The following is a 21,603-nucleotide window of genomic DNA, read 5'->3' on the forward strand; positions in this document are numbered from 1 at the left end:
AAACCTAAACGATGAAATGAATGTGCTTTTTACCGTGGTACGGGGAGATCTCGATTTTGGTTTTCACCCGGAAAACGTCCCACAGCAGCGCTTCGGACAAAATCTCCTCCGGCGTCCCGCTGGCGAGGATCTGCCCCTGCTGCATCACGATCAGCGAATCGCAGAACATCGCGGCATGATTAAGATCGTGAATGGCCACAATGCTGGTCACCGGCAGCTCGCTGATCAACTGCATCAGCTGCATTTGATGGTGAATATCCAGATGGTTGGTGGGTTCATCCAGCAGGATCTCGCTCGGGTTCTGCGCCAGGGCGCGGGCGATATGCACCCGCTGCCGCTCGCCGCCGGAGAGGCTCAGCCATCCCTGGTCGCTTTTCTCCAGCATCGCCACCCGCTGCAGCGCGGCGGTGACCGCCTCGTCATCCTGAGCGCTCCAGTTTGAGAACGGCGAGTGATGCGGAATACGCCCCAGGCGCACGACGTCGCGCACCCGCATATTGGCCTCGGTCATGCCGTGTTGCTCGACGAACGCCACCCGGCGGGCGAGCTGCTTTTTCGCCATCCTGGCGATGTCCTGGCCGTCGAGGGTGACGCGACCCGCATCCGGGCGGCGCAGGCCCGCGAGAACCCGCAGCAGCGAGGATTTGCCGCAGCCGTTGGGCCCCAGCAGTCCCACCGTTTCGCCGCGCGACACCCGCAGCGAGACCGTGTTGACGATGACCTTTTTGCCTGCCTTCCAGGTGATATTTTCAGCGCAAATACTCATCACTTATTCCTTGAGCGGTAGATAATCACGGCGAAGAAAGGCACCCCAACCAGAGCGGTCACCACCCCGACCGGCAGACTTTGCGGGGCAATCAGCAGGCGCGAGGCAATGTCCGCCAGCACCATCAGGATCGCCCCCGCCAGCGCGCTGGCGATCAGCAACGTCCGGTGCAACGGGCCAAAGAAGAAGCGCATCACGTGGGGCACCACCAGGCCGACAAAGCCGATCGAGCCGGCCATGCTGACGATGGTGGCGGTGATCACCGCCGCAGTAGTGAAGAGGATCAGGCGCACGCGCGGCACGGCAATGCCCAGCGAAGCGGCGGCATCGTCGCCGAAGGTGAACGCGTCCAGCGCCCGGGCATACCACAGGCAGACCGCCAGGCCCGCAAGAACCACCACCAGGACCAGCTGGAATTCGGGCCAGCGGACGCCGCTGAAGCTGCCCAGCAGCCAGAACATCACATCGCGCGCCTGCTGCGCGCTGGCGGAGGTGCTGATGGTGTAGGCCGTGAGGGCGTTAAATAACTGCGAGGCGGCGACGCCCGCCAGGATGGTGCGCTCATTGCCGCCGCGCGCGCCGTTGGTCAGAAAGGCGACAAAGGCGAAGGCGGCGAAGGCTCCGGCAAACGCCCCGGCGGAGAGGGAGATCGCCCCGGCGCCAAGGCCCAGCACCACGATTGATACCGCGCCGGTGGAGGCCCCGGCGGAGACGCCGAGGACGTAGGGCTCCGCGAGGGCGTTCTTCAGGAGGCTTTGCAGCACGGCGCCGCAGATAGCCAGGCCGGCGCCGCAGCAGGCGGCGACCAGGGCGCGGCTGAGGCGGAAATCCCAGATAACGCTCTCGTAGATACGATTGAGAGGCACCGCGGTTAAGCCGGTTTTATTGCTGATAGCGTAAAAGACGTTGTGCAGCGGGATGGGCAGTTCGCCAACGCTGACGCCTACCGCTATCACCAGCGCCAGCGCGAACACTGCCACGACGCACCAGCCGGTGAGCAGCATGCTGCGGCGCGTCTGAAGCACGGCGACGCTCATCAGTTAAGCCCCATTTTTCTCAGCTGTTCGCCCACCTGTTCCGCGCCGTAGAGGGTGCGGATGGTCGGATTCATCGCCTGGCCGTCCATCACCACGATATGGCCTTTTTTCACTGCCTCCAGCTGGCTGACGGCGGGATCGCTTTTGAGGAATTTGATCTTCTCCTCGGCCTTATCCAGCGCCCAGCGGTTACGATCCAGGCTTGAGACCACGATCACGTCCGGGTTGGCGGCAATGATGCTCTCCCAGCTCACCGTGGGCCATTCGGTCTCGGCGGTAATGGCGTTATGTCCGCCCAGCACGCTGGCGATAAAGCCGGAGGCGCTGTTTTTGCCGCCGACATAGGCATCGGCCGACGGCGAGGCGCTGGAGAACCAGAAGACGAAGGAGAGATCTTTTTTGCTTTTACCGAACTCCTGACGCAGGTCGGCTTCACGTTTTTTGAAATCGGCGATCAGCGCCTGGCCACGATCTTCCACGTTGAAAATGCGGGCAAAATCGCTAATTTCCTGATACAGCCAGGTCATGTCCCACAGCTTCTGCCGGCTGCCGTACATATCGCCGGTAGCCTTTTTGGTGGCGCACATCCCCGGCGACACGTAGCTGTTCACGCCGACGGTCGCGAGATCTTCACGCTTGGCGACTTTGCTTTCCGGCCCCAGCAGCAGCGGCAACTGGGCGGGAACGAAATCGGGATTTTGCGCCAGTACGGATTCCAGGCTCGGGATTTCCACCGTCAGGGTTTTAATCTTCGCGTTTTGCTCAGCCAGCTGCGGTAATACCCTGGTCGGCCAGAAGGCGCTGGCCACCACCTGCTTTTGCAGCCCAAGCAGCAGCAGGATTTCGACCGTATTTTGCCCCAGCGCGACCACGCGCTCCGGCGGCCGGGTGAAGGTCTCCTGATAGCCACAGTTTTCAATCGTCAGGGGGTAGGTTGTTGCCAGCGCGGAACTGACGGCGGTGAACATCAAGCCTAACGCGCAGAGGACCTTCTTCATTAAACGCTATCCTTGTAAACAGGCGAGTGGATGACCAGCAAATGGAAGTAATGCAAATGAAACTCATTATTGAGGCGGGGTTTTATACAATGCCGTATTTACAGTGTCAATGAGTGACTATTTCAGCAGGGAAGGAGTTGCCCGCGAGGCGGGTGGCTCAGCGCGCCAGTGGGCCGCGAATATACGCCTGCAACCCCTCGGCGAGGAAATCAAATACTCGCTTACAGGCGGGGCTATGGCGCAGGTCCTCATGCATCACCAGCCAGGTCTCGAGATGCAGAGAAAAGTCGGCCGCCAGCACTCGCCGCAGGGGAATGATGCCGTCGGCAAGGGGCGCCTGGCAGATGCCGATCCCCGCCCCGGCGCGGATCAGGCTCAGCTGGGCGAGGTCGCTATCGGTGCGCATCGCGAAGGCCTCGCGCTGGAAACGGGGGTAGCGCTCAAGCGCCCGGCGAACGAGGGGCGTGGCGCTGTCGAAACCAATCAGCGCGTGACCGTCAAGCTCCTCAGGCGTAGCGGGCCGACCCCGGCGGGTCAGATAGGCATCGGCGGCATGCAGCCCGAGCTCGATCCTGCCGAGACGCCGCGCGATAAGCTGCTCCTGCTGCGGAGCGACCATCCGCACCGCGATATCCGCCTCCCGGTGAAGCAGATCCTGAAACCGATTGGAGAGCATCAGTTCGATGACGATATTCGGGCACGCCTGCCTGAGCCGGGCAATCAGCGGCGGCAGCACCTCGGCGCCGACCACCTCGCTGGCGGCCACGCGCACCACGCCACGCAGATCGGTTCTGTCGCGACTAAAGTTGGCCGCCGTGCGTGCCAGCGCCCGGGCGGTGTTGGCCATCGCCTCGGCGTGCACCCGCAGCGCCAGCGCCGCGTCGGTCGCCAGCAGGCCGGTCTGCGAACGGGTAAATAAGGCCTGGCCGAGGGCGGCTTCCAGCCCGGCGATATGGCGTCCCGCCGTCGGCTGGGTGATGTTCAAAGTGCGCGATGCGCCCGATAAAGAGCCTTCCTGCAGGACGGCGAGAAAGGTTCGGTACCACTCCCAGGGAATAGAGGTATTCATACAAAAATGTATAGCCGCTCGATGATGATATGCAATTTCATTTGATATGAGCCGCAGGTAGGCTGTCAAGCATCCATTAGCGAACGGGGAAAGACGATGAACAGCAGCGGCAAGGTCCTTATTCTGGGAGCAAGCGGGGGCATCGGCGGGGAAGTGGCCCGCCGGCTGGCGGCGGACAACTGGCAGGTTCGGGCGCTGAAGCGCGGCGCCCAGGTGCGCGATCCCGGAGAGGGGATGCAGTGGATAGCCGGCGACGCGCTGGATGCCGGGCAGGTGGCGGCGGCGGCTGCCGGTTGCGACGTGATCGTCCATGCGGTCAATCCGCCGGGCTACCGGCACTGGCGGCAGCAGGTACTGCCTATGCTGCGCAACACCCTGCAGGCTGCCGAACAGCAGCGGGCGTTAGTTGTCCTGCCCGGCACGGTCTATAACTATGGACCGGATGCCTTTCCGCTGATTGCGGAAGAGGCCGCACAACAGCCGGTGACCCGCAAAGGCGCCATCCGGGTGGAGATGGAGCAGGCGCTGGAGGATTATGTGCAGCGCGGCGGCCGGGCGTTGATTGTCCGGGCGGGGGATTTTTTTGGTCCGCGCGCCGGGAATAGCTGGTTTTCCCAGGGGCTGATCAGGCCCGGTCAGCTTCCTGGCGTCATTCGCCGCCCGGGGGCGATCGGCGTGGGGCACCAGTGGGCCTGGCTGCCCGACGTCGCCGCCACCATCGCCGCGCTGCTGGCGCGCAGGCATGAGCTTGAGCCGTTTGCCCGCTTCCATATGCAGGGCCACTGGGACCCGGACGGCAGCGAAATGAGCCAGGCGATCCAGCGGGTGGTCGCCCGCTATGGCGGCAGGGCGATAGTGAAGTCCTTTCCCTGGTGGCTGGTGAAGCTGGCGGCGCCCTTCAATGCTACCCTGCGCGAAATGGTCGAGATGCACTATCTCTGGCGTCTGCCGGTACGTCTGCGCAACGATAAGCTGGTGGCCTTTTTAGGCGCGGAGCCTCATACCCCGCTCGATCGTGCCGTACATATGACGCTGCAAGGCCTGGGCTGTCTGCCCGCCGGCGCGATAAATAATGAGGCGCGTGAGGCGTAACGCGGCGAGAGAGAGGATCAGAGCGGGGCGTTATTGTGACCAAATCATAAAAACGTCACTCGTTGTCAAACGATAGCGATCGCATTAAGCTAAACAAATGACGAAAAATACCCCCACCCCAGCAAGCCGTGGCCCCCTTGACCACAGCGTTCGCGACCAGATTCTTGACGCGGCCATGGCGCACTTTAGTCGCTATGGCTATGAAAAGACCACGGTCACCGATCTCGCCAAAGCAATAGGCTTTTCCAAAGCCTATATCTACAAGTTTTTCGACTCCAAGCAGGCGATTGGCGAGGCAATCTGCGCCAGCCGGCTGGAGAAGATCATGGTGGCCGTCAGCGAGGCCATCGCCGATGCCCCCTCCGCCAGCGAAAAGCTGCGCCGCCTCTTCCGGGCGCTGACCGAGGCCGGCAGTGAACTGTTTTTCGCGGATCGCAAACTGTACGACATCGCCGCCGTCGCGGCGCGTGATAAATGGCCCTCAACGGAGCAGTATGCCGGTCATCTGCAGCAGCTGATTGGTCAAATTCTTGTCGAAGGCCGCCAGGCGGGCGAGTTCGAGCGCAAAACTCCGCTGGATGAGGCGACCCTGGCGGTCTATATGGTGATGTGTCCTTTCATCAACCCGGTGCAGCTGCAATACAATCTCGACACCGCGCCTACCGCGGCGGTGCTGCTTGCCTCCCTCATCCTGAGAAGTCTCTCCCCCTGATTAGTGACTATTGACTTTATTGGTCACTCGCCTGAGAATGCGCTCACCAACCGGTCTTTTCATTAAGGTGACCCATGCTCAGGCTCAACGCCGTCCATTTTGCCGTCTGCCTCCTGCCGTTGGCCCTCACGGGCTGCGGCGAACCTGCCGACCATGACGATCCCCGCACGCGGCCGCCGCTGGTGCGGGTGGCCACCGTCGAGCGCGCGGAGGCCAGCTCGCGAGCCTTTACCGGCGTGGTGGTGGCTCGTACCCAAAGCGACCTCGGCTTCAGGGTGGCGGGAAAAGTCCTTGAACGGCTGGTAGAGACCGGGCAGAGCGTCCGGCGCGGTCAACTGCTGTTGCGCCTGGATCCGGCTGATCTTGCCCTGCAGGCGCAGTCCCAACAGCGGGCGGTCGACGCCGCGCGGGCACGAGCCAAAAAGGCGGCTAACGATCTGGCCCGCTATCGCGGCCTGGTGGCCAGCGGCGCCGTCTCGGCGGCGGAGTTCGATCAGATCAACGCGGCGGCAGAGGCGGCGAGAGCCGACCTCAGCGCGGCCCAGGCGCAGGCAAACGTGGCGCAAAACGCCACCGGCTATGCCGGACTGCTGGCGGATGCTGACGGCGTGGTGGTGGAAACGCTCGCCGAGCCGGGGCAGGTGGTCAGCGCCGGGCAGGTGGTGATCCGCCTGGCGCGAGCGGGGCAGCGCGAAGCGCGGGTGCAGCTTCCGGAGACGCTGCGCCCGGCGGTCGGCAGCGAGGCGCTGGCGACACGCTATGGCAGCGAATCTCAGCCGGTCACCGCAACCCTGCGCCTGCTTTCGGACGCAGCTGACACTGCTACCCGCACCTTTGAAGCGCGTTATGTGCTGAACGGCGCGCTGGCGAACGCCCCGCTGGGGTCTACCGTAACCCTGCGCATCGGCAACGACCAGGGGCCAGGCGAGGTGCTGGAGGTGCCCCTGGCGTCGGTCTACGATCCGGGCAACGGCCCTGGCGTCTGGCGCGTTGCCTCCCGCCCGGCCACCGTCTCCTGGCAACCGGTGACGGTGATCGGCCTGAATGATGAAACGGCGCGGGTGACCGGTCCGCTGAAGCCCGGGGAGCCGATCGTCGCTCTGGGCGCCCATCTTCTGCACCAGGGCGAGACGGTGCGGCTGGCGGAACGACGCGGGCATACTGCCGCCGGGAGCCAGCCATGAGCGACGGACGTTTTAATCTCTCCGCGCTGGCCGTCCGTGAGCGGTCGGTGACCCTGTTTTTGATTATCCTTATTTCGGTCGCCGGGCTGGTGGCCTTCTTCGGGCTCGGGCGGGCGGAAGATCCGCCCTTCACGGTCAAGCAAATGACGGTCATCACCGTCTGGCCGGGCGCCACCGCGCAGGAGATGCAGGATCAGGTCGCCGAGCCGCTGGAGAAACGGCTCCAGGAGCTGAAGTGGTACGATCGCACCGAGACCTATACCCGCCCCGGGATGGCGCTAATCACCTTATCGCTGCAGGATCAGACCCCGCCTTCCGAGGTGCCGGAGCAGTTTTATCAGGCGCGCAAGAAGCTGGGCGATGAGGCGAAAAACCTGCCTGCCGGCGTCTCCGGCCCGATGATGAATGACGAATTCGCCGATGTCACCTTTGCCCTCTTTGCGCTGAAAGCGCGGGGAGAGCCTCCCCGGCAGCTGGTGCGTGACGCCGAAGCCCTGCGCCAGCAGCTGCTGCATGTTCCCGGGGTGAAAAAAGTGAATATTCTCGGCGAACAGGAGGAGCGCATTTATCTCTCGTTTTCTCATGACCGTCTCGCCACCCTGGGGCTCTCGCCGGAGGCGATTTTTGCCGCGCTGAACAATCAGAATGTGCTGACCGCGGCCGGGGCTATCGAGACCCGCGGCGGGCAGATCTTTATCCGCCTCGACGGGGCGTTCGACCGCCTGCAGCAGATCCGCGACACGCCGATAATTGCCGGGGGCAGAACGCTGAAGCTCGCCGATGTCGCCACGGTTGAGCGGGGGTATGAAGATCCCGCCACCTTCCTGATCCGCAATCAGGGCGAACCGGCGCTGCTGCTCGGCGTGGTGATGCGCGAGGGCTGGAATGGACTGGCGCTGGGGAAAGCGCTGGACGCCGAAACGGCCAGCATCAATCAGAGCCTGCCGCTCGGCATGTCGTTGACGAAAGTGACCGATCAGTCGGTGAATATCAGCGCCGCGGTCGATGAGTTCATGATCAAATTCTTTGTCGCCCTGCTGGTGGTGATGGCGGTGTGCTTTGTCAGCATGGGGTGGCGCGTGGGGGTGGTGGTCGCGGCGGCGGTGCCGCTCACCCTGGCCGTAGTGTTTGTGGTGATGGCGGCCACCGGCAAAAACTTCGACCGCATCACCCTCGGGTCACTGATCCTCGCCCTGGGGCTGCTGGTGGATGATGCCATTATCGCCATCGAAATGATGGTGGTCAAAATGGAGGAGGGGTATGACCGCCTCAAAGCCTCGGCTTATGCCTGGAGCCATACCGCGGCGCCGATGCTGGCCGGCACCCTGGTGACGGCGGTGGGCTTTATGCCCAACGGGTTTGCGCAATCCACCGCCGGGGAGTATGCCAGCAATGTGTTCTGGATCGTCGGTATCGCGCTGATTGCCTCCTGGATTGTGGCGGTGATTTTTACCCCCTGGCTGGGCGTGCACCTGCTGCCGGAGAGGAAGTCCGCGGCGGCGGGCCACGCCGCGCTGTACGACACCCCACGCTATCAGCGCTTTCGCCGGCTGCTGACCCGGGTTATCGCCCGCAAATGGCGCGTGGCCGCCGGGGTGGTGGTGCTGTTTATGGTGGCGTTACTGGGAATGAGCGTGGTGAAAAAGCAGTTTTTCCCCACCTCCGATCGCCCGGAAGTGCTGGTTGAGGTGCAGATGCCTTACGGGTCGTCGATTATTCAGACCAGCGCCGCGACGGCGAATATTGAGCGCTGGCTGCAGCAGCAGCCGGAGGCGAAGATTGTCACCAGCTATATCGGCCAGGGCGCGCCGCGCTTTTACCTGGCGATGGCCCCGGAGTTGCCGGACCCCTCCTTTGCCAAACTGGTGGTATTGACCGACGGCCCGGCCTCTCGCGAGGCGCTTAAGCTGCGGCTGCGGGAGGCGGTGGCCAATGGCCTGGCGCCGCAGGCGCGGGTGCGCGTCACGCAGCTGGTTTTTGGTCCTTATTCGCCGTATCCGGTCGCCTGGCGGGTGATGGGGCCCGATCCGCACACCCTGCGCGACATCGCCGATCGGGTGAAATCGGTGCTGCAGGCCAGTCCGCTGATGCGCACCGTCAATAGCGACTGGGGTTCGCGCGTGCCGGTGATGCATTTCAGCCTCAATCAGGACCGGCTGCAGGCGAGTGGGCTCAGCTCCCAGGCCGTCGCCCGGCAGCTGCAGTTCCTGCTGTCAGGGATCCCCATCACCACCGTCCGGGAAGATATTCGCGCCGTGCAGGTCATCGGCCGCGCGGCGGGGGATATCCGTCTGGATCCGGCGAAAATCGCCGATTTCACCCTGGTGGGCAGCGACGGGCAGCGAGTTCCCTTGTCGCAGATCGGTGAAGTCGAGATCAGGATGGAAGAACCCCTGCTCCGTCGTCGCGACCGCACGCCGACCATTACCGTCCGGGGCGATGTCGCGGATAACCTGCAGCCGCCGGATGTCTCCACCGCGCTGATGACGTCGCTGCAGCCCATTATCGACTCCCTGCCGCCGGGGTATCGCATCGAGACGGCGGGGTCAATCGAGGAGTCCGGCAAAGCCACCCGGGCGATGGTGCCGTTATTTCCGATCATGATCGCCCTCACGCTGCTGATCATTATCCTGCAGGTGCGCTCCCTGTCGGCGATGGTCATGGTCTTCCTGACCGCCCCGCTGGGGCTGATTGGCGTGGTGCCGACGCTGCTGCTGTTCAATCAGCCGTTTGGCATCAATGCCCTTGTGGGCCTGATCGCCCTGTCGGGGATCCTGATGCGAAATACGCTGATCCTGATTGGTCAAATCCACCATAACCAGCAGGCGGGGCTCGATCCGTTCCACGCGGTGGTGGAGGCGACGGTGCAGCGAGCCCGTCCGGTTCTGCTGACCGCGCTGGCGGCGATCCTGGCGTTCATTCCGCTGACGCATTCGGTTTTCTGGGGGACGCTCGCCTATACGCTGATTGGCGGGACGCTGGGGGGAACCATCATGACCCTTATCTTCCTGCCGGCCATGTATGCGATCTGGTTCCGCATCCGCCCGGAGCGCCCGGCTGACGCAGCGCAACGGCCGGCGCTGGACCCGCAGGGGTAATTTCCCTTGCCGGGTCAAGGCACGCGGTCAGGCCCGGCCCCGGGCTGCGTCAGGCAGATAAGGATACCGGGACCGCACGGCTGCGCTGTTGATCTTTTTCCAGCCGGTCGAGGCAATCGAGGCTGATGGCCGAGGGGGAGGTGGCGCCGGTGAGGGTCATGGTGACCTTCATATCCTCGGCAAATAAGCGCAGCAGGTGCGCCACGCCCGCTTCGCCCGCGGCGGCCAGGGCATAAATATAGGCCCGACCAAGCAGGACCCCCTTCGCGCCGAGGGCGAGCAGGCGAATAACGTCCACGCCGGAGCGCACTCCGGAGTCGGCAAGGACCGTCAGATCGTCGCCGACTGCCTCCGCCACCCGCGGCAGCGCCCGGGCGGTGGGGATGGCGCCATCGAGCTGTCTGCCGCCGTGATTGGAGACCACAATGCCGTCGGCGCCCAGCCGCACGGCATTGCGCGCATCCTCGGCATCAAGGATCCCTTTGATGATCAGCTTTCCTGGCCAGCTGTCGCGGATCCACTCCAGATCGTGCCAGGCGATGGACGGGTCGAAGTTGTTGCTGATAAACCCCATATAGTCGTCCATGGTCATTTTGTGGCCGGTATAGGCTTCGATATTACCGAACGACAGAGGCCTGCCCGCCAGGCCGACGTTCATTGCCCAGCGCGGGTGGGTGCAGGCCTGAAGATACTGTCGCAAGGTGGCGTGCGGCCCGGACATTCCTGAGCGGTTGTCCCGATACCGTGAGCCGGGGATCGGCATATCGACAGTGAATACCAGGGTTTTCATGCCGGCGGCCCAGGCGCGCTCCAGCGCGTTACGCATGTAGCCGCGATCTTTCAGGACGTACAGCTGGGACCAGAGCGCGCCGCTGGCGTGGCTCGCCACCTCCTCAATGGAGCAGACCGACACGGTGGACAGCGTGTAAGGGATCCCGGCGCGGGAGGCGGCGCGGGCCGCCTGGACTTCGCCGCGGCGGGCATACATGCCGGTGGCGCCGACCGGCCCCAGCGCCACGGGCATCGCCCATGGGGCATCAAGGATGGTGGTGGCCAGCGTCGGTTCACCCGCCCCGCACAGCACGCGCTGGCGAAGAGCGACCGAGGCGAGCTCGGCGGCATTGGCGTTCATGGTATTTTCCGCCACCGCGCCACCGTCAATATAGTCAAAAAGGAAACGGGGCAGACGGCGACGAGCGGCTTCGCGATAATCGCTGGGGGCTGAAACAATCATAATTATATCCTTATGTCTTTTAACCTAAGTGGATGTTCTGCAGGCAAAAAAACTATAGGCTTCTTAAAATCGTTGGGGAAATGAAATATTAGCATCTCAGCCATTCCCTAATGGAATAATCTGGATTCGTCGCTTAAAGGGTTATTTCTTTTTTTGCCTCAGGCACGCGCGTTATTTTTATTTATTTCCGCGACGCGTGAATTCGGCCAAATAAAAGACCCGACGTGGTGCGACAGCGTTATGCGCTATCGCCATAGCAAGGAAGCGTGGTCAACTCGGCGCCTGCCTTTTCCAGCAGGCGTAAAGAAAGTGAATTTGAAATGGAGCAGTGGCTATCTTTTGCTAGCCTTTCTGATGAGGACAGACGGAGCGACACCATGAAAGATAAAGATGAACAAACGGCATTGATTGGCATGGCTATCGGCGCGGCGGTCATTAGCTTAGTGGCGACCCAAAAGCAGATTAATCAGGGGAGTATCGTGGATGAGCTGGTGCGGCTGGGCAGACAGAAGGGGGATGGGGTGGAGGATGAGGTCTTTGTCCAGGCCGCCCGCCTAGTGAGAAAAGGGACCTAGCCAACCGATAGCCTTCCTGACTACCCGTTTCATCGCGGTTTACATCCCCCCGATCGCGGCCACGTCCCCGCCAGGCCGCGACCGCCCCTGCCGAAAGCGTCGCGCCTTGACGCTTTCTTCTCACGCTTTCTCATTCCGCAGGCCAGCGCCTGTTCAGCGCGCATGGCCGCTTAGTGACGTCGTCACTTTTTCCGTTTCTGCGCCAGGGTGAATCAGGAAGGTGGTCTGCTGCTATCGCATAAATCGGTATTTTCGATACATCTTTGCCATTGCGTGCGGTAACAGAACAATATCAGAATAACATATTATAAATCATATGATTAGGTTCGACTTGCGTACCCTGATAATCCCCGGGCAAGGGTCTATGCTTATAAAAAGCGCTAAATGAGGCAATACCCCTGCTGGAGAAGGGTTGAAGTGATAATCATTATCACTAACATGACGGTATGCCTTGATGGCGCCAACCTGGAGGTCTATCGATGGAAGTACAAGCAGGAACCTTTAATCCCGCCGATTTCAGCTGGCAGGGACTGACCATGACGCCGGCCGCTGCCGCGCATATTCGCGATCTGATGCGTAAGCAGCCGGACAAAAAGGGGCTACGGCTGGGTATCAAAACCAGCGGCTGCGCCGGTTTTGGCTATGTGCTCGAAATGATTGCCGAGCCGGCGCCAGACGATCTGCTCTTTGAATCTGACGGCGCGAAGCTGTTTGCGCCGCTGCAGGCGATGCCGTTCATTGACGGCACGGAGCTGGATTACGTCCGGGAAGGTTTAAATGAAATCTTTAAATTTCATAACCCGAAAGCGCAGCACGAGTGCGGCTGCGGCGAAAGTTTTGGGGTGCAGGCGGAGTAACTATGTCGCGTAATACTGAAGCAACAGACGATGTCAAAACCTGGACCGGCGGCCCGCTCAATTATAAAGAGGGCTTTTTCACTCGCCTGCAGACCGATGAGCTGGCCAAAGGCATTAATGAAGAGGTGGTTCGCGCCATCTCCGCCCGCCGCAATGAGCCGCAGTGGATGCTGGAGTTCCGGCTCAATGCCTACCGGGCGTGGCTGGAGATGGAAGAGCCGCACTGGCTGAAGGCGCATTACGATAAGCTGAATTATCAGGATTACAGCTACTATTCCGCCCCCTCCTGCGGCAACTGCGATGAGACCTGCGCCTCCGAGCCCGGCGCGGTGCAGCAGACCGGGGCCAACACCTTCCTTACCAGCGAGGTGGAAGAAGCCTTTAACCAGCTGGGCGTGCCGGTGCGCGAAGGGCGCGAGGTGGCGGTGGACGCGATATTCGACTCGGTGTCGGTGGCGACCACCTACCGTGAAAAGCTGGCGGAGCAGGGGATCATCTTCTGCTCTTTCGGCGAGGCGATCCACGACCATCCGGAACTGGTGAAAAAGTATCTGGGGACCGTGGTGCCGGGCAATGACAACTTCTTTGCCGCGCTGAACGCCGCGGTGGCTTCGGATGGCACCTTTATCTATGTGCCGAAGGGCGTCCGCTGTCCGATGGAGCTGTCGACCTATTTCCGCATCAACGCCGAAAAGACCGGCCAGTTCGAACGTACCATTCTGGTGGCCGATGAAGGCAGCTACGTCAGCTACATTGAGGGCTGCTCGGCGCCGGTGCGCGACAGCTATCAGCTGCACGCCGCGGTGGTGGAAGTCATCATCCATAAAGACGCGGAAGTGAAATACTCCACGGTGCAGAACTGGTTCCCGGGGGATAACAACACCGGCGGGATCCTCAACTTTGTCACCAAACGCGCCCTGTGCGAAGGGGAGAACAGCAAAATGTCATGGACCCAGTCGGAAACCGGCTCGGCCATCACCTGGAAATACCCCAGCTGCATCCTGCGCGGCGATAACTCGATCGGCGAATTCTTTTCGGTGGCGCTGACCAGCGGTCATCAGCAGGCGGACACCGGCACCAAAATGATCCATATCGGCAAGAATACCCGCTCGACCATCATCTCGAAAGGGATCTCCGCCGGACACAGCCAGAACAGCTATCGCGGGCTGGTCAAAATCATGCCGACCGCGACTAACGCCCGCAACTTCACCCAGTGCGATTCGATGCTGATCGGCCCGGACTGCGGGGCGCATACCTTCCCGTATGTGGAATGTCGCAACAACAGCGCCCAGCTGGAGCACGAAGCGACCACCTCGCGGATCGGTGAGGACCAGCTGTTCTACTGCCTGCAGCGCGGGATCAGCGAAGACGATGCCATCTCGATGATCGTCAACGGCTTCTGTAAAGACGTCTTCTCCGAACTGCCGCTGGAGTTCGCCGTCGAAGCGCAAAAATTGCTGGCCATTAGCCTTGAGCATAGCGTCGGCTGATAATTAAGGAAAAAAGATGTTAAGTATTCAAGATTTACACGTCGCCGTCGAAGATAAAGCGATCCTGCGCGGGCTGAACCTTGAGGTGCGTCCGGGGGAGGTCCACGCCATTATGGGGCCGAACGGCTCGGGGAAAAGTACGCTTTCGGCCACCCTGGCCGGGCGCGAAGATTACGAGGTCACTGGCGGCAGCGTCGAGTTTAAGGGCAAAAACCTGCTGGAGCTCGCCCCGGAAGATCGCGCCGGGGAAGGCATCTTTATGGCCTTCCAGTATCCGGTGGAGATCCCCGGCGTCAGCAACCAGTTCTTCCTGCAGACCGCGCTGAATGCCGTGCGCAGCTATCGCGGCCAGGAGCCGCTGGATCGCTTCGACTTTCAGGATTTAATGGAAGAGAAAATCAGGTTGCTGCAGATGCCGGAAGATCTGCTGACCCGTTCGGTGAACGTGGGTTTCTCCGGCGGCGAGAAAAAGCGCAACGACATTCTGCAGATGGCGGTGCTTGAGCCGGAGTTGTGCATTCTCGATGAATCGGATTCCGGGCTGGACATCGATGCCCTGAAAATCGTCTCCCAGGGCGTGAACGCGCTGCGCGACGGCAAACGCGCCTTCATCATCGTCACTCACTATCAGCGCATCCTTGACTATATCAAGCCGGACTATGTCCATGTGCTGTATCAGGGGCGGATTGTGAAGTCGGGGGATTTCACTCTCGTCAAACAGCTGGAGGAGCAGGGCTATGGCTGGCTTACCGAACAGCAGTAATGCGCTGCAGCAGTGGCACCATCTGTTTGAAGCGCAGGGCGACCAGCGTACGCCGGAGGCCAGCCAGCATCTGCAGCAGCTGTTGCGCCTGGGTCTGCCGACGCGCAAGCAGGAGGACTGGAAATACACCCCGCTGGACGCGCTGATTAACGGCCGCTTCGTCGCCGATGAGGAAGCGTCGATCAGCGCCGAACAGCGTGACGCGCTGGCGCTGCCGCTGGACGCCTGGCGACTGGTGTTTATCGACGGTCGCTATCATCCTGAGCTGAGCGACGATCTCGCCGCCAGCGGCGTGGAGGTCAGTGTCGATAACCAGCGCCAGCATCTGCCGGATGCCCTCCAGCCGGAGGTGTTTCTCCATCTGACCGAAAGCCTGGCGCAGACGGTGACCCGCCTGCGCGTGCCGCGCAACCGTCGCCTGGACAAGCCGCTGCTGCTGATGCATATCACCCGCGGCCTGGCCGGCGATGCGCTGAATACCGCCCACTATCGTCACCATCTGGCGCTGGAGAGCGGGGCGGAGGCGACGATTGTCGAGCACTATCTTAGCCTTGATGAGCAACCGCACTTCACCGGCGGGCGGCTGACCATGACGGTGGCGGACAACGCGCGCCTGCAGCACATCAAGCTGGCGTTCGAGAACGCGCACAGCTACCACTTCGCCCATAACGACCTGCTGCTGGGCCGCGACGCCTCGGCTTTCAGCAGCAGTTTCCTGCTCGGCGGTCAGGTGCTGCGTCATCACACCAGCACGCGTCTGGGCGGCGAAAACAGCGACCTGCGTCTTAACTCGCTGGCGATGCCGGTGAAAAATGAGGTCTGCGACAGCCGCACCTGGCTGGACCACCAGGTGGGGTACTGCACCAGCCGCCAGCTGCATAAAACCATTGTCAGCGATAAGGGCCGGGCGGTGTTTAACGGGCTGATCAACGTCGCGCCGCATGCGCTGAAAACCGACGGCCAGATGACCAACAACAATCTGCTGCTCGGGCGGCTGGCGGAGGTCGACACCAAACCGCAGCTGGAGATTTACGCCGATGACGTGAAATGCAGCCACGGGGCGACGGTAGGGCGCATTGACGAAGAACAGCTGTTCTATCTGCGCTCGCGCGGGATTGAACAGCAGGCGGCGCAGCAGATGATCCTCTACGCCTTCGCCGCCGAGCTTACCGAAGCTATCCACAGCGACGCGCTCAGAGAGCAGGTGCTGGCGCGGATTGGAGAGCGTTTGCCGGGAGGCACAGCATGACATTTTCAGTAGAACGGGTTCGCGCCGATTTTCCGGTACTGAGCCGGGAGGTCAACGGCCAGCCGCTGGTCTATCTTGACAGCGCCGCCAGCGCCCAGAAACCGGAGGCGGTGATTGGCGCCGAAGCGGAATTCTATCGCCACGGCTACGCGGCGGTGCATCGTGGGATCCATACCCTCAGCGCGGAAGCCACCGCGCGGATGGAGGCGGTGCGCCAGCAGGCGGCCATCTTCCTTAACGCCGGCTCGGCGGAGGAGCTGGTATTCGTGCGCGGCACCACCGAGGGCATTAACCTGGTGGCCAACAGCTGGGGAAACGCCAACGTCGGCGCCGGGGATAACATCATCATCAGCGAGATGGAGCACCACGCCAACATCGTACCGTGGCAGATGCTCTGCGCCAGGGTAGGGGCTGAGCTGCGGGTGATCCCCCTCAACCCGGACGGCACCCTGCAGCTGGACGTGGTTCCCGGGCTGTTTGACCAGCGTACCCGCCTGCTGGCGATAACCGAAGTCTCCAACGTGCTGGGGACGGAAAACCCGCTGTCGGCGCTGATTGCCCTTGCGCATCAGCATGGCGCGAAAGTGCTGGTGGACGGCGCCCAGGCGGTGATGCACCACCCGGTGGACGTTCAGGCGCTGGGCTGCGATTTTTATGTCTTCTCCGGCCATAAACTGTACGGCCCGACCGGGATCGGCGTGCTCTACGCCCGGGCCGAGCTGCTGCAGACAATGGCGCCATGGGAAGGGGGCGGGTCGATGATCGCCACCGTCAGCCTGACGGAGGGCACCACCTGGAACCAGGCGCCCTGGCGCTTTGAGGCCGGCACGCCGAATACCGGGGGGATCATTGGCCTCGGCGCGGCGCTGAGCTACGTCAGCCAGCTGGGACTGACCCAGATCGCCGAATACGAGCAGACGCTGATGCGCTACGCGCTGGAGGCCCTGCGCGCGGTGCCGGATCTGATCCTCTACGGTCCGGCGCAGCGCAAAGGGGTGATTGCCTTTAACCTCGGCCAGCATCACGCCTATGACGTCGGCAGCTTCCTCGATAACTACGGGATCGCCGTGCGGACCGGGCATCACTGCGCCATGCCGCTGATGGCCCGCTATCAGGTACCGGCCATGTGTCGGGCGTCGCTGGCGATGTACAATACCACGGAAGAGGTGGACCGCCTGGTGGCCGGCCTCCAGCGGATCCACAAACTATTAGGGTAAAGGACGTGACGATGGCGGCATTACCGGACAAAGACAAACTGTTGCGCAATTTTAGCCGTTGCGCCAACTGGGAAGAGAAGTATCTCTATATCATTGAGTTGGGCCAGCGGCTGCCGCCGCTGAGCGCCGAGGAGCACAGCCCGCAGAACATTATTCAGGGCTGTCAAAGCCAGGTGTGGATCGTGATGGCGCAGGATCCTTCCGGCGTTGTCACCCTGCGCGGCGACAGCGATGCGGCGATTGTCAAAGGGCTGATTGCGGTGGTGTTTATCCTTTATGACCGGATGACCGCCCAGGACATCACCGAGTTTGACGTCCGCCCATGGTTTGAAAAAATGGCCCTCACCCAGCATCTTACCCCCTCCCGCTCGCAGGGCCTCGAAGCCATGATCCGCGCGATACGCGCGAAAGCCGCAAATATTAGCTAGAATAAACAGGTAGATTTCATTCTGTTACGTCCGGCAGGGCGCTGCCCCTGCCGCCGTTCAGTCTCCTGGCGTTTTATCAGCGAAAGAAGGAATCTCAGTATGAAACGCAAAACGATGATCGCTTTAGCCCTTCTCGGCGCCCTTGGCGCCACCCCGGCCGCCTGGGCCGTCGATTACCCGCTACCTCCGGCCAACAGCCGGCTGATTGGCCAGAACCAGTACTGGACGGTTCAGGAGAGCGATCGCAACCTGCAGGCGATTGCCCGCCATTTCGATACCGCGGCGATGCTGATCCTTGAAGCCAACGATACCATCGCGCCGGTGCAGCCGAAGCCCGGGACCCAGGTGCTGATCCCTTCTCAGATGCTGCTGCCCGACGTGCCGCGGGAGGGGATTGTCGTCAACCTCGCGGAGCTGCGGCTGTACTACTTCCCGCCGGGAGAGAATCAGGTCCAGGTTTATCCCCTGGGCATCGGCCAGTTAGGGCTGGAAACGCCGGAGATGACCACCCGCGTCGGGCAGAAGATCCCTAACCCGACCTGGACACCGACCGCCGGCATCCGCGCGCGCTCGCTGGAGAAAGGGGTGACGCTCCCGGCGGTGGTGCCGGCCGGGCCGAATAACCCGCTGGGCCGCTATGCGCTGCGTCTGGCCTACGGTAACGGCGAATATCTCATCCACGGGACTAACGCGCCGGACAGCGTTGGGCTGCGCGTCAGCTCGGGCTGTATGCGGATGAACGCCGATGACATCAAGGCGCTGTTCAGTCAGGTGAAAACCGGGACGCCGGTGCGGATCATCAATCAGCCGGTGAAGTTTGCCGTCGAGCCGGATGGTAAACGTTACGTAGAGGTCCACAGGCCGCTGTCGCAGACGGAAGGGGAAAACACCCGGACCATCGCTTACACGCTGCCAGCGGCGTTTCACGCCTTCGCAGAGGATAAAGCGGTGGATGACCTGCAGCTGAAAAAAGCGATGTCGAGAAGGGCGGGCTATCCGGTGGTGGTATCGACGGGGGCGGGTAGCGCGGCGACGTCGCTGTCGGCGCAGAACAGTTCGTCTGACAACAGCCTGCTCACCCAGTAGCCCTCAGCGCGAGGGCAAAAAAAATGGCGCACAGAGTGCGCCATTTTTATTACCAGAACTCTTACTTACGGTAAGAGTGAGCCTGGTTGTCCAGACGCTGGTTAGCGCGAGCTGCGTCGTCTTTAGCAGCCTGAACGTCGGAACGCATTGCGTTCACGTCGTTGCTCAGCTGGTCAACTTTAGCGTTCAGAGTCTGAACGTCAGAAGACAGCTGATCGATTTTAGCATTGCTGGAGCAACCAGCCAGCAGAGTAGAACCCAGGATTACCGCGCCCAGTACCAGTTTAGTACGATTCATTATTAATACCCTCTAGATTGAGTTAATCTCCATGTAGCGTTACAAGTATTACACAAACTTTTTTGGGATGAGAATATTTTTTTTACCTGAACGCACTTATTTTTGATCGTTCGCTCAAAGAAGCATCGAATTGGTCAAAATCGCTGAAAAAGGCGAGTGAAAACAGCACGCTTCCATCGGATTCATCTTAGATAATCTCTTATTAAATAGTAAATTCCGATTTGCATTTTTAATAGGAAGAGCTAGTCGATGAATAAAAAAAAGCGCCCCGAGAGGCGCTTTATTAAAAAAAAACCAATTAACCTGTAAATTATTACAGCACGTGCACGGAAGCGGTATTAGTGGTGCCGCTCGGGACTAATGCGCCAGAGACCATCACCACCACGTCGCCTTTGCGCGCGAGGCCGCTCTTCAGCGCCAGATCTTTACCCAGGTGATAGAAATCATCCGTAGAGGCAATCTCTTCCACCAGCTGCGGCACAACGCCCTTGCTCAGCACCAGCTGGCGAGCAGTGGTTTCGTTGGTGGTCAGCGCCAGGATGGTGGCATCCGGGAAGTATTTGCGCACAGCGCGTGCGGATTTACCGCCCTGGGTGGCGACCACGATCAGCGGCGCTTCCAGTTTCTCAGCGGTTTCTACCGCGCCGCGGCACACCGCTTCGGTGATGCGCAGTTTACGGTTGTCGTTGTTGAAATCCAGACGGCTGGTCATGACGCGGTCGGTACGTTCGCAGATGGTCGCCATGATGGTGACCGCTTCCAGCGGGTATTTACCTTTCGCCGATTCGCCGGACAGCATTACCGCATCGGTGCCGTCGAGGATGGCGTTGGCCACGTCGCCGGCTTCAGCGCGGGTCGGACGCGGGTTTTTGATCATGGAGTCCAGCATCTGGGTCGCGGTGATAACCACTTTGCGCGCGCGGATACATTTTTCGATGATCATTTTCTGCGCGAAGATAACTTCTTCAACCGGGATCTCAACGCCCATGTCGCCACGAGCAACCATGATGCCGTCAGAGGCTTCGAGGATTTCGTCGAAGTTGTTCAGGCCTTCCTGGTTTTCGATTTTGGAGATGATCTGGATGTTTTCGCCGCCGTGGGCTTTCAGGTGCTCACGGATCTCGACGACGTCGGAACGCTTACGGATGAAGGAGGCCGCGACGAAGTCCACGCCCTGTTCGCAACCGAAGATCAGGTCCTGTTTGTCTTTTTCCGCCAGCGCCGGCAGGGCGATAGAGACGCCCGGCAGGTTCACGCCTTTGTTCTCGCCAAGGTCGCCGTTGTTCAGCACTTTACAGATAACTTTGTTACCTTCGATAGCGGTCACTTCCATGCCGATCAGGCCATCGTCCACCAGAACGGTGTTGCCGACGCTCAGGTCAGAGGTGAACCCTTCATAGGTTACCGCAACGATTTCGCTGTTGCCGATGACCGATTTATCGGTGGTGAAGGTGAAAGTCTGGCCCGCTTTCAGGGAGACGTCGTTGCCGCCTTCCAGCTTGATGGTACGAATTTCCGGTCCTTTGGTGTCCAGCAGAATAGCGGCTTTCTTACCGGTTTTGCTCATCACATTGCGCAGGTTCTGGATGCGCTGACCGTGTTCCGCATAGTCACCGTGGGAGAAGTTCAGACGCATCACGTTCATGCCGGCTTCCAGCATTTTGGTCAGCATCTCTTCAGATTCGGTTTTCGGACCGATGGTGCAAACAATTTTGGTCTTTTTCATGACAGTTTTAGTCTTTAAGTTGTGAAGGATATGGAATTCTCGCTCCGCGGGCGCACTGCCGGGGAGCCAAACCTGTATTACGAAAGTTGCTAAGCCACGCCCTAAGGATAGGTGACAACCCCGAAGCGTGCAGAAGAATGTGTGCTGGCGGTTCAGCCCATGAAATGTGGCAAGGTGTTATGCGTTTTATCATGCAGTCCAATGCGCTGAAACCATTCAAGAAAGAATCGAAGCGCATTATACGCTGGCGAAATCAAAAAGGAAAATAAAAACCTCGTTTCAAATTATGGACAAAACGCGTAACAAAACCGGCACGTTATGCATAAAACTATGCAACACATTTTTTCATCAGGCGGGATGAAAAGGGGCGGCGGAAAGGGAATTTTCTCCCGTCATGAGGCGGTAAAATGCGCCATTGAACCGGTAACGGGAGGATGATTTGCGTTGCCGGAAAAATCTATCAATAATGATTTGATTGATAATGAGAAAATGCGAGCCAGACTCAATGGGAAATAAAGCGAAAGACGACGAGCTGTACCAGGAAATGTGCCGCGTGGTGGGCAAAGTGGTGCTGGAAATGCGTGACCTTGGCCAGGAGCCGAAACACATTGTCATCGCCGGCGTGCTGCGCACCTCGCTGGCGAACAGCAAAATCCAGCGTTCACCGCTCACCGAGGAGGCAATGGCGAAGGTCATTCACGCCCTCTCCGGACACTGACGCCTT

21 protein-coding genes and 1 pseudogene are annotated in these 21,603 nt (G+C 60.7%); 14 read left to right on the forward strand and 8 right to left on the reverse strand.

Annotated features, from left to right (window positions below):
- Positions 1-4 precede the first annotated feature (4 nt).
- The 4 genes from MKR05_RS07655 to MKR05_RS07670 all read right to left on the reverse strand — a co-directional run bounded on the left by MKR05_RS07655 (position 5) and on the right by MKR05_RS07670 (position 3,870).
- The gene (locus MKR05_RS07655; RefSeq protein ID WP_023290094.1) at positions 5-766 is read right to left on the reverse strand and encodes an ABC transporter ATP-binding protein; all 762 of its coding nucleotides are present in this window, start codon (positions 764-766) and stop codon (positions 5-7) included.
- The gene (locus MKR05_RS07660; protein ID WP_023290093.1) at positions 766-1,803 is read right to left on the reverse strand and encodes an iron ABC transporter permease; all 1,038 of its coding nucleotides are present in this window, start codon (positions 1,801-1,803) and stop codon (positions 766-768) included. The genes MKR05_RS07655 and MKR05_RS07660 overlap by 1 nt, the downstream gene beginning before the upstream one ends.
- A complete protein-coding gene (locus tag MKR05_RS07665) occupies positions 1,803-2,801 on the reverse strand; it encodes an ABC transporter substrate-binding protein (RefSeq protein ID WP_032453249.1) in 999 nt (332 codons plus the stop codon). The genes MKR05_RS07660 and MKR05_RS07665 overlap by 1 nt, the downstream gene beginning before the upstream one ends.
- Before the next feature lie 157 nt (positions 2,802-2,958).
- Complete coding sequence (locus tag MKR05_RS07670) at positions 2,959-3,870, reverse strand: LysR family transcriptional regulator (protein ID WP_117128989.1); 912 nt, start codon at positions 3,868-3,870, stop codon at positions 2,959-2,961.
- A gap of 96 nt (positions 3,871-3,966) precedes the next feature.
- Here MKR05_RS07670 and MKR05_RS07675 point away from each other — a divergent pair, with 96 nt between their 5' ends.
- The 4 genes from MKR05_RS07675 to MKR05_RS07690 all read left to right on the forward strand — a co-directional run bounded on the left by MKR05_RS07675 (position 3,967) and on the right by MKR05_RS07690 (position 9,956).
- The gene (locus tag MKR05_RS07675) at positions 3,967-4,962 is read left to right on the forward strand and encodes an NAD-dependent epimerase/dehydratase family protein (RefSeq protein ID WP_131095987.1); all 996 of its coding nucleotides are present in this window, start codon (positions 3,967-3,969) and stop codon (positions 4,960-4,962) included.
- A gap of 97 nt (positions 4,963-5,059) precedes the next feature.
- The gene (locus MKR05_RS07680; RefSeq protein ID WP_064154446.1) at positions 5,060-5,674 is read left to right on the forward strand and encodes a TetR/AcrR family transcriptional regulator; all 615 of its coding nucleotides are present in this window, start codon (positions 5,060-5,062) and stop codon (positions 5,672-5,674) included.
- Positions 5,675-5,748: 74 nt separating this feature from the next.
- Positions 5,749-6,858 (forward strand): efflux RND transporter periplasmic adaptor subunit, encoded by a 1,110-nt coding sequence (locus MKR05_RS07685; RefSeq protein WP_131095986.1) that lies wholly within the window; start codon positions 5,749-5,751, stop codon positions 6,856-6,858.
- Positions 6,855-9,956, forward strand: a complete 3,102-nt coding sequence (locus tag MKR05_RS07690) for an efflux RND transporter permease subunit (RefSeq protein ID WP_131095985.1) — start codon at positions 6,855-6,857, stop codon at positions 9,954-9,956. Before MKR05_RS07685 ends, MKR05_RS07690 begins: the two co-directional genes overlap by 4 nt.
- Positions 9,957-10,005: 49 nt before the next feature.
- On the opposite strand, the gene lldD is transcribed toward MKR05_RS07690, so the two are convergent.
- Together lldD and MKR05_RS07700 are read right to left on the reverse strand one after the other, a co-directional pair.
- On the reverse strand, positions 10,006-11,190 hold the full coding sequence (gene lldD, locus MKR05_RS07695; protein WP_048297731.1) for an FMN-dependent L-lactate dehydrogenase LldD: 1,185 nt from the start codon (positions 11,188-11,190) through the stop codon (positions 10,006-10,008).
- A 289-nt stretch (positions 11,191-11,479) separates the two neighbouring features.
- Positions 11,480-11,569 (reverse strand): annotated as a pseudogene (locus MKR05_RS07700) (hypothetical protein); the annotation flags it as partial.
- Here MKR05_RS07700 and MKR05_RS07705 point away from each other — a divergent pair.
- The 8 genes from MKR05_RS07705 to MKR05_RS07740 all read left to right on the forward strand — a co-directional run bounded on the left by MKR05_RS07705 (position 11,568) and on the right by MKR05_RS07740 (position 18,855).
- Positions 11,568-11,765 (forward strand): hypothetical protein, encoded by a 198-nt coding sequence (locus tag MKR05_RS07705; protein WP_004203090.1) that lies wholly within the window; start codon positions 11,568-11,570, stop codon positions 11,763-11,765. The pseudogene MKR05_RS07700 and the gene MKR05_RS07705 overlap by 2 nt on opposite strands.
- 479 nt (positions 11,766-12,244) lie before the next feature.
- Entirely contained in the window at positions 12,245-12,622 is a 378-nt protein-coding gene (gene sufA / locus MKR05_RS07710; RefSeq protein WP_004143232.1) for a Fe-S cluster assembly scaffold SufA, read from the forward strand.
- 2 nt (positions 12,623-12,624) lie between these two features.
- Positions 12,625-14,112: a Fe-S cluster assembly protein SufB gene (sufB, locus tag MKR05_RS07715; RefSeq protein WP_023290077.1), complete on the forward strand. Its 1,488-nt coding sequence runs from the start codon at positions 12,625-12,627 to the stop codon at positions 14,110-14,112.
- 16 nt (positions 14,113-14,128) lie between these two features.
- Complete coding sequence (sufC, locus tag MKR05_RS07720) at positions 14,129-14,875, forward strand: Fe-S cluster assembly ATPase SufC (protein ID WP_032453238.1); 747 nt, start codon at positions 14,129-14,131, stop codon at positions 14,873-14,875.
- On the forward strand, positions 14,850-16,124 hold the full coding sequence (sufD, locus tag MKR05_RS07725; RefSeq protein WP_131095984.1) for a Fe-S cluster assembly protein SufD: 1,275 nt from the start codon (positions 14,850-14,852) through the stop codon (positions 16,122-16,124). The genes sufC and sufD overlap by 26 nt, the downstream gene beginning before the upstream one ends.
- Positions 16,121-17,341, forward strand: coding sequence for a cysteine desulfurase SufS (gene sufS, locus MKR05_RS07730; RefSeq protein ID WP_044523815.1), 1,221 nt, complete (start codon positions 16,121-16,123; stop codon positions 17,339-17,341). The genes sufD and sufS overlap by 4 nt, the downstream gene beginning before the upstream one ends.
- Positions 17,342-17,352: 11 nt before the next feature.
- Positions 17,353-17,769 (forward strand): cysteine desulfuration protein SufE, encoded by a 417-nt coding sequence (gene sufE / locus MKR05_RS07735; RefSeq protein WP_023290073.1) that lies wholly within the window; start codon positions 17,353-17,355, stop codon positions 17,767-17,769.
- A gap of 99 nt (positions 17,770-17,868) precedes the next feature.
- Positions 17,869-18,855: a L,D-transpeptidase family protein gene (locus tag MKR05_RS07740; RefSeq protein WP_064158386.1), complete on the forward strand. Its 987-nt coding sequence runs from the start codon at positions 17,869-17,871 to the stop codon at positions 18,853-18,855.
- A gap of 61 nt (positions 18,856-18,916) precedes the next feature.
- On the opposite strand, the gene MKR05_RS07745 is transcribed toward MKR05_RS07740, so the two are convergent.
- Together MKR05_RS07745 and pykF are read right to left on the reverse strand one after the other, a co-directional pair.
- Positions 18,917-19,153 (reverse strand): major outer membrane lipoprotein, encoded by a 237-nt coding sequence (locus tag MKR05_RS07745; protein WP_002908860.1) that lies wholly within the window; start codon positions 19,151-19,153, stop codon positions 18,917-18,919.
- Positions 19,154-19,466: 313 nt separating this feature from the next.
- Positions 19,467-20,879, reverse strand: coding sequence for a pyruvate kinase PykF (pykF, locus tag MKR05_RS07750; protein WP_023290071.1), 1,413 nt, complete (start codon positions 20,877-20,879; stop codon positions 19,467-19,469).
- 137 nt (positions 20,880-21,016) lie between these two features.
- Here pykF and MKR05_RS07755 point away from each other — a divergent pair, with 137 nt between their 5' ends.
- Complete coding sequence (locus tag MKR05_RS07755; RefSeq protein ID WP_032428887.1) at positions 21,017-21,148, forward strand: hypothetical protein; 132 nt, start codon at positions 21,017-21,019, stop codon at positions 21,146-21,148.
- Positions 21,149-21,384: 236 nt separating this feature from the next.
- A complete protein-coding gene (fumD, locus tag MKR05_RS07760; RefSeq protein ID WP_004203074.1) occupies positions 21,385-21,597 on the forward strand; it encodes a fumarate hydratase FumD in 213 nt (70 codons plus the stop codon).
- The last annotated feature ends 6 nt before the right edge of the window (positions 21,598-21,603 follow it).

Origin of the sequence: Klebsiella sp. K5-204 (assembly GCF_030128585.1) — a bacterium.
Lineage (GTDB): Bacteria > Pseudomonadota > Gammaproteobacteria > Enterobacterales > Enterobacteriaceae > Klebsiella > Klebsiella quasipneumoniae.

Coding starts and splice junctions, on each gene's coding strand:
- MKR05_RS07655 (WP_023290094.1), bottom strand. CDS start 766: ATGAGTATTTGCGCTGAAAATATCACCTGGAAGGCAGGCAAAAAGGTC.
- MKR05_RS07660 (WP_023290093.1), bottom strand. CDS start 1,803: ATGAGCGTCGCCGTGCTTCAGACGCGCCGCAGCATGCTGCTCACCGGC.
- MKR05_RS07665 (WP_032453249.1), bottom strand. CDS start 2,801: ATGAAGAAGGTCCTCTGCGCGTTAGGCTTGATGTTCACCGCCGTCAGT.
- MKR05_RS07670 (WP_117128989.1), bottom strand. CDS start 3,870: ATGAATACCTCTATTCCCTGGGAGTGGTACCGAACCTTTCTCGCCGTC.
- MKR05_RS07675 (WP_131095987.1), top strand. CDS start 3,967: ATGAACAGCAGCGGCAAGGTCCTTATTCTGGGAGCAAGCGGGGGCATC.
- MKR05_RS07680 (WP_064154446.1), top strand. CDS start 5,060: ATGACGAAAAATACCCCCACCCCAGCAAGCCGTGGCCCCCTTGACCAC.
- MKR05_RS07685 (WP_131095986.1), top strand. CDS start 5,749: ATGCTCAGGCTCAACGCCGTCCATTTTGCCGTCTGCCTCCTGCCGTTG.
- MKR05_RS07690 (WP_131095985.1), top strand. CDS start 6,855: ATGAGCGACGGACGTTTTAATCTCTCCGCGCTGGCCGTCCGTGAGCGG.
- lldD (WP_048297731.1), bottom strand. CDS start 11,190: ATGATTGTTTCAGCCCCCAGCGATTATCGCGAAGCCGCTCGTCGCCGT.
- MKR05_RS07705 (WP_004203090.1), top strand. CDS start 11,568: ATGAAAGATAAAGATGAACAAACGGCATTGATTGGCATGGCTATCGGC.
- sufA (WP_004143232.1), top strand. CDS start 12,245: ATGGAAGTACAAGCAGGAACCTTTAATCCCGCCGATTTCAGCTGGCAG.
- sufB (WP_023290077.1), top strand. CDS start 12,625: ATGTCGCGTAATACTGAAGCAACAGACGATGTCAAAACCTGGACCGGC.
- sufC (WP_032453238.1), top strand. CDS start 14,129: ATGTTAAGTATTCAAGATTTACACGTCGCCGTCGAAGATAAAGCGATC.
- sufD (WP_131095984.1), top strand. CDS start 14,850: ATGGCTGGCTTACCGAACAGCAGTAATGCGCTGCAGCAGTGGCACCAT.
- sufS (WP_044523815.1), top strand. CDS start 16,121: ATGACATTTTCAGTAGAACGGGTTCGCGCCGATTTTCCGGTACTGAGC.
- sufE (WP_023290073.1), top strand. CDS start 17,353: ATGGCGGCATTACCGGACAAAGACAAACTGTTGCGCAATTTTAGCCGT.
- MKR05_RS07740 (WP_064158386.1), top strand. CDS start 17,869: ATGAAACGCAAAACGATGATCGCTTTAGCCCTTCTCGGCGCCCTTGGC.
- MKR05_RS07745 (WP_002908860.1), bottom strand. CDS start 19,153: ATGAATCGTACTAAACTGGTACTGGGCGCGGTAATCCTGGGTTCTACT.
- pykF (WP_023290071.1), bottom strand. CDS start 20,879: ATGAAAAAGACCAAAATTGTTTGCACCATCGGTCCGAAAACCGAATCT.
- MKR05_RS07755 (WP_032428887.1), top strand. CDS start 21,017: ATGTGTGCTGGCGGTTCAGCCCATGAAATGTGGCAAGGTGTTATGCGT.
- fumD (WP_004203074.1), top strand. CDS start 21,385: ATGGGAAATAAAGCGAAAGACGACGAGCTGTACCAGGAAATGTGCCGC.